The sequence below is a fragment of the Halomonas jincaotanensis genome, assembly GCF_018448785.1.
GTDB classification, from domain to species: domain Bacteria; phylum Pseudomonadota; class Gammaproteobacteria; order Pseudomonadales; family Halomonadaceae; genus Halomonas; species Halomonas jincaotanensis.
This window is the reverse complement of sequence record NZ_JAHCLU010000024.1, coordinates 1-17,726: the sequence shown is the minus strand read 5'-3', so window position 1 is coordinate 17,726 and position 17,726 is coordinate 1. Positions and strand designations below refer to the sequence as shown.

Below are 17,726 nucleotides of genomic sequence, written 5' to 3'. Positions count from 1 at the left end.
GGTGGCAGCATCAACACATAACCAAGCGCAGCACTACGCAGCCTCCGGCTGCCGGACGCTCGCAAGCTCGCGCCGGTGTGCGCGGCGTTGGGCGTCGAGTAGACAAGCATTGGGCTATTGGTATGAGACAGCGGATAGGTTTCTGCACCACAACGGATGATGTGCGCATCGCCTACGCAACTGCCGGGCGGGGCAGGCCGCTGCTGCGCGTGGGCGGTTGGATGACTCATATCGAGCATGATTGGGACAGCCCGATATGGCGGCACTGGCTGCGAGAGTTGACGCGCGATCATACGCTGGCACGTTTTGACATTCGCGGTTCCGGCCTGTCCGACAGGGACGTGAATGGGCAGACACTGGAGGCTTGGGTGCGCGACGTGGAGGCGGTGGTGGACAGCCTGGGCTGGCGGCGATTCCCGATGCTGGGCGTCTGCCAGGGAGCGGCGATTGCCGTGACCTATGCACTGCGGCACCCGGAGCGGGTCAGCCACCTGATTCTTTACAACGCCTACTCATGCGGTGCGTTTTCTAAGGGAATGTCAAAATACCGCGTCGAGGAAGCTGAAACCCTGGCCCGCATGATCGAGATCGGCTGGGGCCGGAAGACCGGCGCCTTCCGGGAAGTGTTTGCCCGCTTGCTGTCGCCCTCCGATGCCCCCGATCAGATTACCTGGTGGGACGATCTCCAACGCCTGACGGCGGACAGCTCCACCGCCGCCGGACTCTGGCGCGGCTTCCATGAAATTGATATTCGCGGCCAGTTGCCCAAGTTGCAGACACCCACCCTGGCAGCGCACGTCAAAGCCGACAACATGGTGCCCTTTGAGGCCGGGCGGGATCTGGCAAGCCGGATTCCTGGCTGTCGTTTTCTGCCACTCGAGGGCCGCAGTCACATCCTGCAACCCAAGGATCCGGGCTGGCGAACGTTCATTGAAGAAATCCGGCGGTTTCTCAATGACAACCCGCAACGGGACCTGCCCCAACCTTCCCTGTTTCATGAGCTGACCCACCGAGAATGTGAGGTTCTGGAGCAGATTGCTCAAGGGCGCTCGAACGCCCACATCGCCGGCACGCTGTCACTGGCACCAAAAACCGTGCGCAACCACGTGAGCAATATCTGCGGCAAGCTGGCGATCTCCACCCGCTCGGAACTGGTGGTCGAAGCTCGCAATGCGGGTTTTGGCGACGACTGACTCGCTGACCACTCCATCCCCGGGACATTCGTCCCGGTTTTCCTGACATTCGTGATCTCCCTCGGGACATCTGACTCATGTGCAACGTGGTTACGCTTTGTAGGCTGAACCTACGACATGCCACTCATCACAGGAGGCGAAATCATGTCAGTCGCAGAGAAAATATCATCGTTCACAGAGCGCCAGGATAGCCTGAATAGGCACTATCTGGAGGTGCCTGAAGACGCCTGGATCACCGATCACGCCAGGGCCCTGCCCAGCGAAAAGAAAGACCCGGTTCACGGGGCCATCGAGATGGCCAACAGCGTGGGCCCTCACCATCAACATGGGATTCATAGCGCCGTGGGTGGTGACCAGGACGCGCCGAACCCCGGGGACTACCTTTGCGCCGGGCTAGCGGCCTGCCTGCATTCGACGCTGCGCATGGTGGCCGAGCGTCTGGGCGTGACCATCCTGAACAGCGAGGTCATGGCCAAAGCACAGGTGGATGTGCGCGGCGCCCTGATGGTGGATGCAAGTGTGCCGGTGGGATTCCAGCGCCTGCATTGCGATGTAAGCCTGGAGGTGCCCGCCGATACCGGCCAGCGAACCATCAAAACCCTGATGGCCGGTGCCGAGCACTGCTGCATTGTATTCCAGACGCTGCAAGGTGGCACCAAAGTTACCACAGACTGGCGCATTGACCAGATTTCCTGAAGTCGGCAACTGCCCGTGGCAGTGTTTCAACAAGAGCGAACTGGAGAGGTTTCATGATCCATATTCGAAAATTAGTCGGAAGCGCCACCCTCTTCGTGGCTTTGATTGTAAGTGCCTCCGTCGAGGCAAATGAACCGAAGCCCATCGCGGCGGAGCCATTGACCCAGCGGCACGACTTCGACGGTAATGTCTCGGTCAAGATCACCCAGAACCTGGAGGGGCTGCCGGAACAGGCCATCTCGTTTGACGATGCATCGCATCTCACGGTGGTGCGGTTCACCATTCAGCCAGGAGCCGTGTTCCCCTGGCATACCCACCCCGGCACAGTCCTGATCACCGTTACCGAGGGCGAGTTCGTGTTCATCTTTGCGGAAGACTGTTTGGATCGCGAATACGGCCCCGGGGACGCGCTAGTGGATCCGGGTGACACCGTCCACACGGCACTCAACCCGAGCCGTAACGAGGAAACCGTGGTGGTTGCCGTGCTCCTCGGTGCGCCCGCCGAGGGTGCGCTGACCATTCCGGTTAATGAGAAAAGGAATGCCGCCCTGGACGCGGAGTGCGGTATCGAGCGCAACGGTGCCTAAAACGGGCTCTCTGGGTATGGCCCCGCCGGTCTCCCGGCGACTGCGTCGTGGACGCGCCTCTGCGGTCAAGGTGAGCGTTGGTCATCGCCGTGGTGGCGTCGGTGAAATGCGAATCCGCTCTGCCAAAAGGATCGCGCGAGGCGCATCTGGGCAGGCACCGAGATCACGAATATGGCGGCACGTCGCACCTTCGAGGGTTTAGATACGAATCTGGATGACAAGTCCTACGCTGAAAACGAGTGGAAACTCGAAAGTTAAACCCGGGATATTCGTGCGCCAGGAGAAGCCTGGTCACTTGGGAATCGGCTGAAAGCAGCCGAGGAAATTGTGTTGGGAGTCTTGTGGGTAGCCAACCCCACCCAGTCAAGGCTGGCCACCAACTGGAAGCGAGTCTTGCGTCGGTACGGGTGACCGTGCGGACGAAGCGTAGATAGCGAGCCGATAGGCCGCGTGATTGAGCCCCGAAAGCGGGACTGTTGCAGGTGCCGACGTCGTGAATAAGGCGGAAGGCGACACGAGGCGCCGAGACTGGCCTGGCGTCATTCGACCTGCCGGGGTCTGAGAGCGAGGCATGTCGGCATAGAGACTCCCCAGGAACCTGGGAGGTCCTGCCACCTCCATCGACAAGGCATCGGCTGCGGGCAGCTAGAAAACGGCCCAGGCCCGCTGGCGGGGCGTCGTCGCCAGCAGGGAGCGAATCAACGGACGCTGGGATGGTGCCGTTGGGCGAGGGAAACCGGAGCCTGCGGGATCAGTGGCAGGAAATCGGAGTGCTCCATAGTAGTGAGGAAGCAGGGGAAGTCGTCCCGGCGAAGGGAGCACCGGGCAATGGACTCGCTGGAGGGACCGATGACAGAGACATTGAGCTTTGACCCCATCTTCATACGACGCCAGCGAATAACGGAGTTGGCGGTACGTCGACCGGACGTGCCCCTGACCACGCTTGCTCATCACATCGACAAAGCCTGGCTTCTCGAGCTTTACTGACGCACGAGGAAGGACGGCGCGGTCAGCGTCGATGGGCAGGCAGAGACGGGCTAACAGGGACAACTGGAAGCCAACCTCACATCACTTGCTTCACCGGGCCAAGGCGGGAACATACAAGGCACCGCCAGTTCGCCGAACGACCATTCTGAAAGGAGATGGTTGGTCCCGGCGGCCTCTCGGGGTGTTGGGGAGATAAATTCCAGCCTGACGCAGAAGGGGCTGTACATGCGTGAGGGCACCATCGTCACAAACACTTCGGCCAATGTCGCCGATGTCACCATGGCCGGTCATCTGGTCCAGGATGACGATAAGCGGGTATAGGGCGATGCTGGCTAAATTGGCATGGACAAGCGCCTGGGCGAGCAGAAGGATGCCCCCGATTCCCGGTGCTGCATCGCGGCCTAGCGCGGCACCATCAAGAAGATGGAAGACAGCCCTATGAAGACGCTGCTGCTGGCGATCGAGAAGGAAGGCCAGCACCCGCGCCAAGGCCTGGCTCCTGTTTCATGTCACCAAGAACCTCCAAGGTTTGAACCCCCAGTGAAGACATTGTCACCGGCCTAAACCGTGGGGCAGGGTGATTGGCAGGAGCCGTTCCGGTGAGCGATTGTGCCGAGCTGATGAGTGGTGGGGGTCCTGGTAAGGGATCGTGCCTAGTTGTCCATCTCTCGGTGCCATTCTCGTGGGCGATAGTGCCTAACTGAAGGTGATTCGGGTTCTCCAGGTGAGTGATCGTGCCGAGCTAGGAGCTGCCGAGGCCGTTGTGGTGAGCCATTGTGCCTAGCTTGGGGAACGAACTGGGCATGATCCCTCACCGTTGGCTGTCGGAAAGTGACGAGGCTGGTCGCCGAGAATCTCTACTGCGGTGCAAGCTACCCTCTGTTTCAAGGCAATATCCCTGACAAGGCCGAAATGGCCTGCATCTAGCCGGCACAGCGGCCTACGGTCGTGTGGGACCAGTTCTCTCATCCAAGCTCCCTCCCTACGCCTTGACCAATAGAGCGCTTAGTAGAACTACCTTAAGATCAACATTAGCAAGTAGAAGAAAGTATGGTTAGTCTCTACTGCATAGGTATGTATCTACCTGGTACTGTAGCGTCTCCAAATAGCGACACTACAGTCCTCCACAAAAGGGATGGCTTTCTCACACCAGGTCTCCCTTGGCGGTAGCGTGCCTGCTCTTTGGGTGGGGATGCTTTCAAGACCGATTGTACGAGCAAATTAGGCTGGACGACCCAAAGAGATATCGCTGATCAAATAATTGTCATCAGAAGTTGTTTAGTGCGAAGCAGACTAAAAGCTTATAATCAAATAAATGAAGGATCATAATGGCTAGACGATCAAGTGGATTTAGGACGGTTGTAAAAATAGCAAAGTCTATCGACCGAGCTGCAAAACAAGCAGAACGGGATAATCAGCGACGTAACAGGGAAATCGAAAGAGAACACAAGGCTCGACAGCGCCGAGCCGAACAGGAACTTCGTGCCAGAGCCAGGGAGGACGCTCAAGTGATTAAAGACGAAGTTCAGACAGCAAAGGAATGCTTTAATGATCGGGCCGAGGAACGCCGCATAATAAAGAAAGACATAATTAACGAATACATGAGGTAAGAAATGGATGTAACTACTATCGGTTTGGCGCTATTGATATATATCATATCAGTTGTAGCTGTATTTTTACTAGCCAGCAAGAGAACAAGTAAAAAAATTCAAAATTATAAGACTATAAGAGAAGCCATAACCGCAGCTAATTACGAAAAACTGCAAGTAGAACAAGCGCTAAATGATGTGCTTGAGCGGTATGAGGAATCTAAAAAAATATTGCAAAAGATAGACGCCGGCACGAAAGATCTTCAGGCACTTCGTGATGATTCCGGTAATATCGCAGCCCAACTCACCCAAGATAAAAAAACTTTAACCGGGATTGAATCTCTGATTGCCGAGCGCCAGAGTGTTTTAGAAGAAAAAGAGTCTTCTCTCAACGAGCTTATGTCAAAGGTAGATCTCTATAGCCGCTTGGATGAATATGTAGAATATGGGCACTTTGAAATGCCAGAGTATCTTTTTGAAACTGGTGAGCGCTTCGCCGCCGAAATTAAGATGCTTCGAGAAAAACAAAAATCAATGATAAAAAATGGTGAGGCCTTTACTCAGGAAGGGGATGTCAATCTCACGGGAGATAGTCGCATTGACAAGAAGATAGTCGATGGTCAAATGAAAATGATTATTAGGGCTTTCAACATTGAATGCGATATGTTGATTGGAAAGGTCAGTCCTTCAAACTTTGACCGTACCCTAAGTCAAATCGAAAAGTTGGCCAATGACCTAGAGAAGTTAGTAGCATCATTACGGTGTGGTATTAGTATTGATTACGTCACATTAAAGTACGAAGAATGTGGAGTTCAGTATCAATACACTCTCAAGAAAAAAGATGAGCAGGAAGAGCAGAAACTCATTCGTGAGCAAATGCGCGAAGAAGTTCGAGCTGAAAAGGAATACCGAGATGCTTTAGTCACAGCTCAGAAAGAAGAGAAACTCTACCGTGATATTCTAGAAAAAGCTCGACAGGAATTGGATCAAAGTTCTGCCGAAGAGCGCGCCCTTGTAGAAGCTAAAATCTTTGATCTAGAGGAGCGACTTGCGGAAGCTGAAGCCAAAGAGCAGCGAGCGAAGAGCCTTGCCGAACAAACTCGCCGTGGACATGTGTATGTCATTAGCAATATAGGATCTTTCGGTGAAAATGTGTACAAGATCGGCATGACTCGTCGTCTGGATCCGATGGATAGAGTAAAAGAATTAGGTGATGCCAGTGTCCCATTCTCTTTTGATGTACATGCCATTATCTATTCCGATGATGCGCCTGCTATGGAAACCGCACTTCATCGAAAATTCAGAAGTTACCGTGTAAATGCAGTTAACCTCCGCAAGGAATTCTTCCGTGTAAGGCTTGATACAATTCGAACCGCTGTTGAAGAAATTGGTAGTGAAGAAGTCGATTTTAAAACTACAATTGTTGCGGAAGAGTTTTTTGAATCAAAGCGATTGCGGGAAAATGCCGTCGCCTAGGGCCTGTTGACGTTTCACATTGACAGCCAGAGGACGCCGCAGGCCAACGCCACCATGCTTTCATAATTTCGCTTCAATTTATCGTAACGTGTGGCAATACCCCGGTAGTGTTTCAACCGCGCAAAGGCATTCTCGACCAGATGACGGTAGCGATATAACCCGCTGTCCAAGTTGGCATTTCCCTTTTTCGAGTGGCGTTTTCTCGGAATGACAGACCGCATGTCCTGTTCCTCGACCTGCTCTCGGGTAGGCTCACTGTCATAGCCCTTGTCAGCGATCAGCGCATCGCCTGAGGGCAGTTCGGCGATCAATGCCGGGGCCTCCTTGCTGTCATGCACCTCGCCGCCTGTGAGGCTAAAGGCAATCGGTAATCCGTACGCATCGGCCACCAGATGGATCTTGCTGGTGTTACCCGCGCGGCTCTTGCCAATCGCTTCTGGTTCGTCGGTTGAGGCGCCTGCGCTGTGCTGGTGGGCGTTGATGTAAGTCCCGTCGATGAAGAGCCATTCGACATCAGGATCTTCCACCAGGGCGCTGAATACCGCGAACAGCTTGCCGACGGCCGACCAGGCGTTGAAGCGCTTGTATACGGTGTTCCAGTGCCCGAAAGCCTCGGGAAGATCTCGCCACTGACACCCGGTTCGCATCCGATGGAGGATACCTTCCACCGTCATTCGCAGGTTGCCCTTGCGATAGATACCTTGTTGCAGCAGGATAGGCTCCAGCTTCGACCAGTGCTCATCAGTGAGCATCAATCGGGGCATGGTGGGCTCGCCGTCTGTTGGTGTTGGAACCTGTAGTCTGCGAGCTTGCCTCTATCCTGCCAAGTCTTCCTTCCTCCCTCTGCCATCAAACGTCAACAGGCCCTAAGGAAATCCACCATAAATTTCGTCGGAGCTGCCTGATTGCCATCGGCCGGATTATAATCTCAGCCTTCTGCTACCATCTGACAGAGCCTCCCGATTAAGCAGATCTCGTTCGCACAGGCTGAGCATCAGTACAAGAACATCATCACCGGCAGTGAACAATTAATTGACCAGAAGGAAGCCATGGTGCCATGGAAGCCATGGTGCCATGGCAACACCTGAAAGATTCGCTATCGCCATCTAACTCCGCCAACCTGGCATGCAGCGGAGCCACCGCCCATCAGCTTGGAGCGCATGCTGCGGATCTACTTCCTGCAACAGTGGTATGCCCTCACCGACGAGGCGCTCGAAGATGCCACCTTCGAGGGCCAAGACATGCATTCCTTCATCGGTGTCAACGCCAATGAAGGTTGTCCAAGAAAAACGCCGCACCCCCTTTTCATCACTACAGATTGTCCGGTTTTTATCCGTGCTCTTTCATTGGAACAGATTCAGGCTCTTGTGAGGCGTCATTCTCCTTGGGGGTGTCTAAGTACCAGCCGCAACTGATCTCCTTGCCCGCCCTCGACAACTTGGTATTGGCCACAGCACGCCAAGGATGTGTTGACGTGGCCAGTGTGTCTTGAATCTGGCATGGCAGCCGCAAAGCGAGGCGGCTATCTCTTAGGGGCCACTCCATGGTGCCCTGAAACAAGTTGTTGGATAAGAAAAGTCGCTTTCAGGCAGCTTCACAGCCCGTATGCTGAATTGTTCAACGGCTTCCTAAAGGCTCGAATGGTTTAAGCATGAATTTAGCTATTTAATTCAATAATCCAACAAGGAGAGCTGTGGAAAATGAAGGAAGTATATGTAAAAAATTACAAATTGAGACGTAAAAGCCTTCGCAAACCAAGTTTTTTGGAGCTTGTGAAAGTGCAAGACCATAGAGCTAGAGTTTTAGCATTGGCTCAAGAAGTCGAGGGAGTGCTTGGAGATGGGCATGAAATAATTGGCATCGATCATGAGGCTTTTGAACATTGCCAATCAAAAATAACTGAAGTCGGAATTGGCTATATTACAAAGTCTAGACTAAAAGTAGAGCATATAGTCATATCCGATTATCACAATCTTAGGAATGGAGATAGAGTCCCCGATAATAAAGAAAATTTCGTTTATGGCGACAGTACCTTTATGACTCTTAAAGAGACTAAAGATTATGTACAGGCGCAGTTTAGTGGTGCGAGATATATTTATGGGCATGCATTGAAAGGGGATCTTTCTAAATTAGGAGTGAAGGCAACTGGTCAGGTTAGATTCGACACATCAACTTTACATATGAAGCTTGCTGTTGCGAGGGAAGGTGTGTATACCCATAAGAAATCCCGACTTTCTCGATTGTGTGATATACATACACCTGAATTTAGCGACACGCCATATCATAATGCGGGTAATGATATTTACGTTACTGGTGCTGTTTTAAAAAAGATCGGCGATGTGGCTTACGTCAGAGAACTATTCAGAGAACTTGACGACGTTGAAATTATAAGGCGAACAAGAAATGATGAGCAAGAAAGAGTTTTAGAGGTAATACCAGGTATTAATAACGACCTAATCGGACTGATGAATTACCTTAATATTAGTGCTCATGAATTGTTAGAAGATAGACAGGCTGTTGAATCAATTTTGTTGCTCCACAAAAATGTTTTTAGAAGAATGTATAAGCATGGTGATGAATTGTATTGGGGAAGGCATATTGAACTTGGGTTGGTAGGTGAATTTTTCGCTTTGGCAAATTCAGTGAAAGAATATTATAAGTGAAAGTCAAAGCATATCTATTCAAGAGCTGCTTAGCCTCGAAAGACCATTAAGTATTTGGCCCTTAAATATCTCGAAATCGGGGCTGATACTCCATCCTGTTAAGGTGTGGATATAAAGTCCTCGATGATGAAACCCTCTATATGGGCTGTACTCTGCCTGCAAACAAGGAGCAGCTTCGTCATTTCGTTATGGAGCAAGCCATGAGCGGCCTGAAAGCAATTATCCTGTTCAATTCCTACCTGAAAGGCCTCAAGACGCGGCTGCCTTGCGAGGGCCACACCAACCTGGGTGGCGACAACGGCGTCGGCAAGACCTCGGCGCTCAAGCTTCTCCCGATCTTTTTGGGGCAGGAGCCCAGTAAGGTAATGGAGCGCAGCGCCAACAAGTCCAGCTTCGTGGATTACTACCTGCCCAACTACCAGAGCATGGTGATCTTCGAGTACGACCGGCTAAACGGTGACACCTGCTGCGCCGTTTTCTACCGGCCTCGCTCGGGTGACGGTCAGGGGCACGCCCATCGCTTTGTGCTGGGGAGTGCCGATGACACCATTTTCAACTCCTCGCTCAATGACCTCTATGCCCGCCAGGAGGAGGTCTGGAGCATCCTTCGTCACGGCCTCAAGGATGTGGGTGCCTACGTCAGCCAACAGCATCTGCGCACCTCGCACTATCGCGACGTGATCAGCAATACTGCGCACCTAACGCGCCGCCAGAAGGGCTCCAACAAAACCGCTTCGCTACGCGTTGATGCTCGTCGCTTCAGTCTTGGCGGACTGGAAGACAAGCTTCAGCACATGCATGAGCTGACGTCGGTGACCATGGACAACAACCGGCTGACCTCCCGACTCAAGAAGATGATCATCGACACTCAGATTCGGGACAAGGTACATCTTCAGGAGGCTCGCCCCAACGCGGACAACGCCTCTACCTGGCGGGATATCGACAGTCTTCGGTCCTTTTGGCAGGCACGTTCCGATCTGATGGCCGGTATCGATATTTACACCCAGGTTATGGAGGCCCGCCATGAGATCGCCAGCCGCCTCCACGCGATGAATGAGCACCTCAGCCAGGTGCAGGAAAGAATGAGCCAAAATAATGAGCTTCTATCCCAAAACAAGCGCAAGCGCGAGGAGCACGAGGAAACGTTCGATGAGCATCAGCGCCAGGCAAAAAGTCAGCTCTCCACGCTGAAGAGCGAGAAGGAGACACTGGAGCGTGATATCAACGCCCTCTATGACGAGCGTGACCGCTGGGAAGAGAAGGTGATCGATGACATCGCGATCCGCTATGAGAACCTGCCCCAGCTACGCCAGCACTTAACCTCCTTGCGCGAGACCCTCGACGTGCTGAGAAAGCAAGGCGAGGAGATCGAGGCCTCCTACGATAACCAACGAAGCGCCGCCTTTGAGCGGTTCCACCGTCGACTGGAGCCACTTCAGAATGACAAGGAGAAGCTGGCCGGGGTACTGGGCGTACTCCAGCGACAACATGATGAAGACATCCAGACATTGAATCGGCAATTGGAGAAAGAGGCTCGGCGCGTCAGCGATGAAATCGATGAAGAGATCCAGCTACTTCAGGAGCAGAACATCAAGCTGACAGATTCCCTCGATAATGCTCGTCAGCCCACGCCCGAAGAAACGTCAACGCGAGATTCCTCGCTGAATGCCATTAGGCATGCGGAGCAGGTCTACGAAAAAGCTACCCATGAGTTCCAGGCCTGTCAGACCGCCATTCAGGCCGCTAGTGAGCAGCTGATCAAGGAAGAGCGCCGTTTGTCCCAGGCTGAAGCTGACCTGAAAGTCGTGGAGGCCACACGTGACACCCTGCTCAAGAGTCGTCACGCCGAAGACGGCACGCTGCTGGCCTACCTGCGTGAGCACTTCCCGGACTGGGGCGACAGCCTCGGCAAAGTCATTGCCGTGGACCTCCTGCAACGCAAGGACCTTCAGCCTCAGCTGGTAGGCGAGGAGAAGACCCTGTTTGGGCTTGAACTCGACCTGACCGCTCTGAGTAAGCCCGATGAGGCTCTGGAAGAATCTCAGCTGGATCGCCTTCTTTCCGACGCCGCCCAGGCGGTTCGCCTGTGCAAGGCTTCGATCGGGACGGTAACGGATGAGGTCAAGCGGGCTCGCCAGGTGCACACCGAACAGGTGCAGCAGCGTGTCGTGTTTGGCAATCGACAGGCGTCAGAAAAGGAACGCCTCAAGAGCCTCAAGGAAGCCGACCAGGCACTGGCCGTCACCCACCGTGAGGCAGCGGATCGCCGCCAGCAGGCGATTTGCTATCAGATCAAGGACGTCACTGATCAGATCAGTCAGGCCACCCAGCAGAAAAAAGCTCGCCGCAATGCTTTTGAGCAACAGGCCCAGAAGGCGAGGATCGATCTAAAGGCGGAGCAGTCCGAGGAGGTGGCGCACCAGACCTATGCCATCGAGCAGAAAGAGGCGCTGATCCAGGCCGCCAAGGAGAGCCATGAGGCCCACCTTAAGGCCCTCAAGCGCACCCTGGATGACGCGCTGGCAGAGAAGGGGATTGATACCAAGGTCCGCGACGCTGCCAAGCAGGCCGTCGACGAGGCGGCAGCTGACATCGAATTCCTGGAAAGCAAAAAGGAAGAGATCGCTCAGTACCAGCACTGGCGCCGGTACCAGTACCCTGCCGTGGAGAACAAATCCCAGTCGCTGCGCGAGGTCGAGTCACAGATCGACAGTCAGGAGAAGGCGCTGGTTACCCTGACCCAGGAGTCCGAGAAGACGCTAGCGCAGCTTAAGGCTGCGCGCAACGAACTCAAGAAGAACAACAATGATCTGTCCCGCAAGGAACAGGCATGGAGGAACCTGATTGAGCAGGGTGACTTGGCACTGGCACGGGTCCCGAACCATGGCGACACCCAGCCTCTCATTGCCCCCCAGCATCTCGGTGAAGGCGAGCAGGTAGCCCAGCATCTGGACATGCTGTCCCGCGAAATCATCAAGAAGACGGATGCCCTGCGCCGCGTTTCGGATAAATGCCGGGGCATCATCAACGAGCACCCCAATACCCAGGTGCATCAAGCGTGGCAGCACATGTACCAGCGCCTGATTGAAGATGACGCGTTCGAAAGTCACTCCGTTGAGCTGGCCATTGCGTCGATGAAAGCGCTATCCGACCTGATGAATGACCGCCTCCCCGAGATTGAGCGCGTATTGACCCAGGAAGTCAGAGCGATCGCCGATCGCATGGTCAAATATCGCAGCACTCTCAAAAACCTCAACAATAAAATCAACAGCGTTTCCCGTGAGCTGAAGACCAAGCTGAACACGGAGCATGACTTCCCGGCGATCAGCGATATTCAAGTACAGCTGGTGTCACTGATAAGTCAGGATGACCAATGGAAGCCACTCACTTCGTTTGCTGAGCAGTGGGTTAGGTGGCTAGCACGCCATGAAACCAGCCTTCCAGATGATGCGCTGATGGCAGAGCTTCGCCAGCTGGATGAGGCCTATCGAAATACCCGTGGAGGCAGCGGCAACGTGGATGACCTGGTCGATATCGAGATCCAGCTCCGCGAGAACGAGCGCACGGTGCCCATACGCAATGACAAGGATTTTTCCGATTCGAGCAGTGCAGGACTCTCCCTGATGGCGCTACTGATCATCTTCAGTGCGTTGACCCGCTACCTGTGCCCTAATGAGAAGATCGCTATCACCTGGCCGATTGACGAACTCAGCAAGATCGACCCCCAAAACATACAACGCCTGTTCGCGATGATGCAACGACGCAACATCCATATCTTCTGCGCCCAGCCCAAGGCGACACCGGAGACGCTGCGACGCTTCGATAACCGCATTATGCTGGACAAGGGGAAGGGCGCCATGATCGTCATAGATGATGAGTCTGAGCCCCTGAACCCCCGCTTTGCTGACGCCTTGAAGGCCCTGGAGGCGCGGGCATGAGTTACAACACCACCTTTGCCGAGACCATGGAGCGCCTGCTAGCGGGCGACGTGATCTGCGAGATCGCCTTCCGCAAGGGGTTTGACCTTATCTGCGATCCCCATCAGTTCCGCATCCTAAATGACACCTTGATGCTGATGGGCCGCCAGTTGGCTCAGACCGAGGATGGCGTTGGCTATTATGCGGTCTACCAGGATCTGTCCGATGCAGGACGCCGTCGTCGGGTACAGACCCGATTTGAGAAGGCTGCCGGGGAGTGGGAGGGACTTTGCTACTGGCTCAGGCTGACCTGCAAGGTGAGCCATGACCACTACCCGATTCACGCCGGAGATGTGTTGACACTCTCAAGCCTACTGGAAAGCATCGAGGACTCAGTCAGTTCTCAGCAGGACGTGGAGAAGATCGCCAGGCGTCTCAAGGCCGGAGGGAGGCGCGACACCAAGTCCCAGCTGGAGGGTATTCTCCAGCGTCTGGAAGACAAGGGCTACCTCGTGCCACAGGGCGTCTCCGGGGCCTCATGGAAAGCTACGTCACTATGGTCACTACTCATGGAGCAGATGGCCTATGTGCAGCGCCAGGAAGGCATCATGATCGAGGAGGCCGATGAGGACGAGACTCACGCTCAGGAAGACCAGGGAGCACTGTTCTGATGTCACGACCTGATGATGCCAAAAAGGCGATTCAGAGTATCCATCGCCACCTCGATGTGATCCTAGATGCCTGCCTACAGCAGCAGGGCAAGCTCTACCTATCGGAGGAAACTGAGAAGGCGGCCAACGCATTGCTCGCCCATCGCCTGGCTTTCCATCTCAACGACGAGGAAGAGGAGGTGATTGTCACCAGTGCTCTGGCTGACTTCATCCATTTCATCACGCAGAGCCATCGTCGCCGGGTGGCCAGCGGTGAGGTCGGCGATAAATGGAGGGAGCTGGATCAGGCCGTCAGTCAGTACAACATAGCCAAGGGGAAGCACAGCGCCACCGAGGAAGAGAAGTACCACCGCCTTGTCCGGGAGGTGGTGTACCAGCTGATCGACACTATGCGTCAGGTGGCCACCCGCTTCTCGGAGTATGTCTACAACGACTTCCGCTCGATCAGCGATATCGAGATCAAGATCAAGGAAAATGAGTTCGCTCTCTCCGAGGCTGAAAAGATGAACACTCTCTTTGAGAGCATCTCTTACGATCAGCTGGCCGAGATGGCTGGTGCCGATCCCTACCTGGTCAACCTCCTCAATAAGCAGCTGGCCAGGGAGATTGACATCCTGTCCCGTGAGGTACTGGATGCGATCCACCAGTTGAAGCGCAGCCTGACTCAGCTGGTGAAGAAGAGCGCCGAGTACCAGCGCCAGAATCGCCTGATAAATGCGTTCATCAGCCACTATGAGGACAATCCGGACTTCACTCCGAGCTTCCCTGTCGAGGATCGTCCGGTGGACGCGCTGATGGGGGTGGAGCCGATTGCGATGGAAGGTCACCCGGATCTGCAAGATCCGCGTCAGGAAGAGAAGCTCATCGAGCTGGCGACCCGTGCCGTCCTCAAGGTCCAGAGCGAAAAAGAGGGACAGGAGCGCGAGGACAGTGGCTCAAAGTGTGTGAAGGTCGATGTCCAGGATCATGGCACCCTACACACTAGCAGCCAGGAGGAGCCTGAGCAGGCCTCGGCCAGGGAGTTCTTTGCGTATTTGTCACTAGCGCTGGAGGCTAAGGAGGAGGTGTCCGGCAGATGGTTTTATGAATTTCTGGATATCGATACCACGATGGAGATCTGGCTGCTGACGCTCATGAATCAGTTCTACGAGATGGACAAGGATGAGACGGAAGCCTTCCTTATGCGCTATGTGACGGAACCAGTCACCGGCTATTCCGGCAATCATCTGCTGCGAGATTTGGCGTTTCGTAAGCGTGTGGAGGCCAAGGCGGCATGATTACGACACAAGCCCTCCAGAATGCGCTCAAGACCCGGCGCTCACGCGTCAAGCTGACACGACACTGGCAAGAGACTCATGATGAGATGGGCGTGGGGCAGATGGCAGGGGATCAGTATCTCTACCTGAGCGGTGACGACTATGATCGCCTTCAAGATGAGTATGATCGACGCACCCGCCATGCACCTCTCAGTCTGGACCTGAGTCAGGATCGGGTAGCAGTGGCCAGGTACGCCGAGAATGAAAAGACCTCGACCCGACAAGTCTTTAGCGGATTTTTGAGGGTTGGGGCTAGCCATGGGCGGATCTTCACCACGGCAGCGCATCAGGACATATGTCTGTTGCCCAACAGCTACCTCTCGCTGAAGGATCCGGATATGCTCGACCTGAGCCGCTATCAGCGAGTGCTGATAGTGGAGAACGGAGCAATGATGGAGAACCTGGAAGGTATGGAGGCGATTCTGCCATCGGAATATCGAGAGGCGACCCTCTATGTCTATCGAGGCCATGACAGCTCGGCACGCCGAGTCTCTGAGTTGGTGTCAGCTCTTACGTCGACTCATAGACTCGGGCTCTTCTGTGACTATGATATGGCAGGGCTCGATATAGCCGCTCAATACTTGAAACAGCGGCCTAGCTGCCCCGTTGAGATGTTGGCACCTGAAGCCCCTGATGCACTGACCATACAGGGCAGAGAATCGCTTTACATCATTCAGATGGAGATGATGGGCCGGGTGATGAATCACACAGGTTCACTACCCAGTCTGACACGCCACATCGATACCATACGCAAGGCCAGAAAAGGCCTCACCCAAGAGGCGATGCTGGCACATCGTATTTACCTGTGCAGTGAGAAGATCTCGAGATAAATTCAAGCTCTGAGCAGAGCGTGTGAGGTTTGTAAAAATCCCCCATATATCACCCAGCATAAAAAGTGAGTTCTGGTTAACGATCATGTGAAGTCGAAGGCAGGTAGACATCGATGATTCCGGGACGGAGCCAGAGTGCATCGTTTACGGGGGTGGTTCCGGTTATGTAAATGAAAAAACCAGAGGTTCGATGAATGACGCCACGCCATCCACCCTCTGGTATCTGTCCCGAGACCGGGTGATGATCCGCCCTCAGTGTCCACCAGGAGCGGTCGCCACCACTGGTAATCGAGTTGGCCGGAGTTGAGTGCCGTGTGCTTAGACACTGAGATCATCGCGAAGCGCGCACAGCAGGTCAGGCCCCACGACGTGAGTTGTTCACGCCAGGTAGTGACCTTGTCGTCGAGAGGGTATCGGCGTGGTAGAAGCGTGTCACTTCCTTCCAGCACTACCCATCTTCTAGTATGTCAACGTTGCCCTGTGGTTGTGATTGGGCATCAGGGAAAACGCATGAAAAACCGCGCTTTGACGGGCTTCGTAGCGCTTTACCCATAGGAGGTGCTGTGGTCATCTAATGTCTTTTGCTCATGGATGGCCCCATGCTGACACCGTCACTTACGCACCATTTATCGATCATTCCCGACTTCCGCTAGGCTTGGAAAATACAGCATCAGCTATCGGATATCCTGTTTATGACCGTCTGTGCGGTGATCTGCGGTGCCGAGGGTTGGGACGAGATAGAGGACTTTGGCCACGCAAAGCAGGATTTTCTTTGCGAGTACGGCGATTTTGGCGCCGGCATCTCGAGCCACGACACCTTGGCGCGGGTGATGGCCTTGGTGAATGCTCAGCAACTTCAGACCGCCTTTGCGGAGTGGATGAAAGCCTGCCATGACGTCACCGATGGGGCGGTGGTCGCCATTGATGGCAAGACCCTGCGCGGCTCCTATTGCCGAGGCAAGAACAAGGGCGATATCCACATGGTCAGCGCGTTCAGTGCGGCCAATGGGGTGGTGCTGGGTCAGGTCAAGACAGCGGAGAAGTCGAATGAGATTACGGCGATTCCTGAGCTGCTCAAGCTGTTGAACCTCCAAGGCTGCCTGGTGACGATTGATGCGATGGGCTGCCAGAAAAAGATCGCAACGCAGATCCTGAAGCAGGGTGCTGATTACCTGCTGTCAGTGAAGGAAAATCAACCAGCGTTGGCAGACGCCTTTGAGGCAGCATTCCCCATGACGACGGTGGTCAACTTCGAAGGGGATGCCTACGTCACGGATGAGAAGAACCGAGGTCGTCAGGAGACTCGCTACCACATTGCCAGCGACCTTACTGAAGTTTTTCAAGAGCTTAGTTACGAATGGCTTGGCTTGAAAACGGTGGGTGTCGTGATGAGTTTCCGCCAGGAAGGTGACGAAGCCCCTGAGGCCCCGATGATCCGCTATTACATCAGCTCGGCGGAACTCAGTGCTAAAAAACTCGCTGAGGCGGCTCGCCAGCATTGGTATGTCGAGAATAAGCTTCACTGGTCACTCGACGTCGCGCTTAGAGAAGATGCCTGTAAAATTCACCGAGGTCAGGCAGCCGAAAACCTCGCCAGGGTCCGGCATATTGCCCTGAATTACCTGAAAGGCGAGAAGCGTTTCAAGGGTGGAATTCGGCGAAAACAGAAGAAAGCCGCGTTGGATGAGATGTACCTGGCGGACATTCTCGCGGTCTAAATGTTTCCTGATTACTCATGTTGATCAGCCATCGCGCCAACCTGAGGGCTATACTGGATTTACATGGGTCGACAAGGAGTGAG

At 54.4% G+C, this 17,726-nt stretch carries 11 protein-coding genes and 3 pseudogenes; 13 read left to right on the top strand and 1 reads right to left on the bottom strand.

The window, feature by feature from the left end:
• The first annotated feature begins 161 nt into the window (after window positions 1-161).
• The 6 genes and pseudogenes from KG088_RS17200 to KG088_RS17175 all read left to right on the top strand — a co-directional run bounded on the left by KG088_RS17200 (window position 162) and on the right by KG088_RS17175 (window position 6,528).
• Complete coding sequence (locus KG088_RS17200; protein WP_213827515.1) at window positions 162-1,193, top strand: alpha/beta fold hydrolase; 1,032 nt, start codon at window positions 162-164, stop codon at window positions 1,191-1,193.
• A gap of 144 nt (window positions 1,194-1,337) precedes the next feature.
• Window positions 1,338-1,889, top strand: coding sequence for an OsmC family protein (locus KG088_RS17195; protein WP_213827513.1), 552 nt, complete (start codon window positions 1,338-1,340; stop codon window positions 1,887-1,889).
• A gap of 53 nt (window positions 1,890-1,942) precedes the next feature.
• Window positions 1,943-2,476 (top strand): cupin domain-containing protein, encoded by a 534-nt coding sequence (locus KG088_RS17190; RefSeq protein ID WP_213827512.1) that lies wholly within the window; start codon window positions 1,943-1,945, stop codon window positions 2,474-2,476.
• Between the two features lie 849 nt (window positions 2,477-3,325).
• Window positions 3,326-3,463, top strand: coding sequence for a hypothetical protein (locus tag KG088_RS17185; RefSeq protein ID WP_213827510.1), 138 nt, complete (start codon window positions 3,326-3,328; stop codon window positions 3,461-3,463).
• Window positions 3,464-3,652: 189 nt separating this feature from the next.
• A pseudogene (locus KG088_RS17180) lies at window positions 3,653-3,992 on the top strand (IS5/IS1182 family transposase); the annotation flags it as partial.
• A 1,084-nt stretch (window positions 3,993-5,076) separates the two neighbouring features.
• A complete protein-coding gene (locus KG088_RS17175) occupies window positions 5,077-6,528 on the top strand; it encodes a DUF4041 domain-containing protein (protein WP_213827508.1) in 1,452 nt (483 codons plus the stop codon).
• Between the two features lie 14 nt (window positions 6,529-6,542).
• Here KG088_RS17175 and KG088_RS17170 read toward each other — a convergent pair whose 3' ends face one another.
• Window positions 6,543-7,292 (bottom strand): IS5 family transposase, encoded by a 750-nt coding sequence (locus tag KG088_RS17170; protein ID WP_213827506.1) that lies wholly within the window; start codon window positions 7,290-7,292, stop codon window positions 6,543-6,545.
• 375 nt (window positions 7,293-7,667) lie between these two features.
• Between KG088_RS17170 and KG088_RS20080 the strand changes: the two are divergent.
• The 7 genes and pseudogenes from KG088_RS20080 to KG088_RS17135 form a co-directional block, all read left to right on the top strand.
• A pseudogene (locus KG088_RS20080) lies at window positions 7,668-7,790 on the top strand (transposase); the annotation flags it as partial.
• Window positions 7,791-8,228: 438 nt separating this feature from the next.
• The gene (locus KG088_RS17160) at window positions 8,229-9,191 is read left to right on the top strand and encodes a hypothetical protein (protein WP_213827502.1); all 963 of its coding nucleotides are present in this window, start codon (window positions 8,229-8,231) and stop codon (window positions 9,189-9,191) included.
• A 200-nt stretch (window positions 9,192-9,391) separates the two neighbouring features.
• On the top strand, window positions 9,392-13,129 hold the full coding sequence (locus tag KG088_RS17155; RefSeq protein WP_213827500.1) for an ATP-binding protein: 3,738 nt from the start codon (window positions 9,392-9,394) through the stop codon (window positions 13,127-13,129).
• Window positions 13,126-13,779 carry a hypothetical protein gene (locus KG088_RS17150; protein ID WP_213827498.1) on the top strand — a complete coding sequence of 218 codons (654 nt, stop codon included), beginning with the start codon at window positions 13,126-13,128 and terminating at the stop codon, window positions 13,777-13,779. Before KG088_RS17155 ends, KG088_RS17150 begins: the two co-directional genes overlap by 4 nt.
• Window positions 13,779-15,056, top strand: a complete 1,278-nt coding sequence (locus KG088_RS17145; protein ID WP_213827496.1) for a hypothetical protein — start codon at window positions 13,779-13,781, stop codon at window positions 15,054-15,056. Before KG088_RS17150 ends, KG088_RS17145 begins: the two co-directional genes overlap by 1 nt.
• Window positions 15,053-15,925 carry a DUF7281 domain-containing protein gene (locus KG088_RS17140; protein ID WP_213827494.1) on the top strand — a complete coding sequence of 291 codons (873 nt, stop codon included), beginning with the start codon at window positions 15,053-15,055 and terminating at the stop codon, window positions 15,923-15,925. The genes KG088_RS17145 and KG088_RS17140 overlap by 4 nt, the downstream gene beginning before the upstream one ends.
• 599 nt (window positions 15,926-16,524) lie before the next feature.
• A pseudogene (locus tag KG088_RS17135) lies at window positions 16,525-17,643 on the top strand (ISAs1 family transposase).
• The last annotated feature ends 83 nt before the right edge of the window (window positions 17,644-17,726 follow it).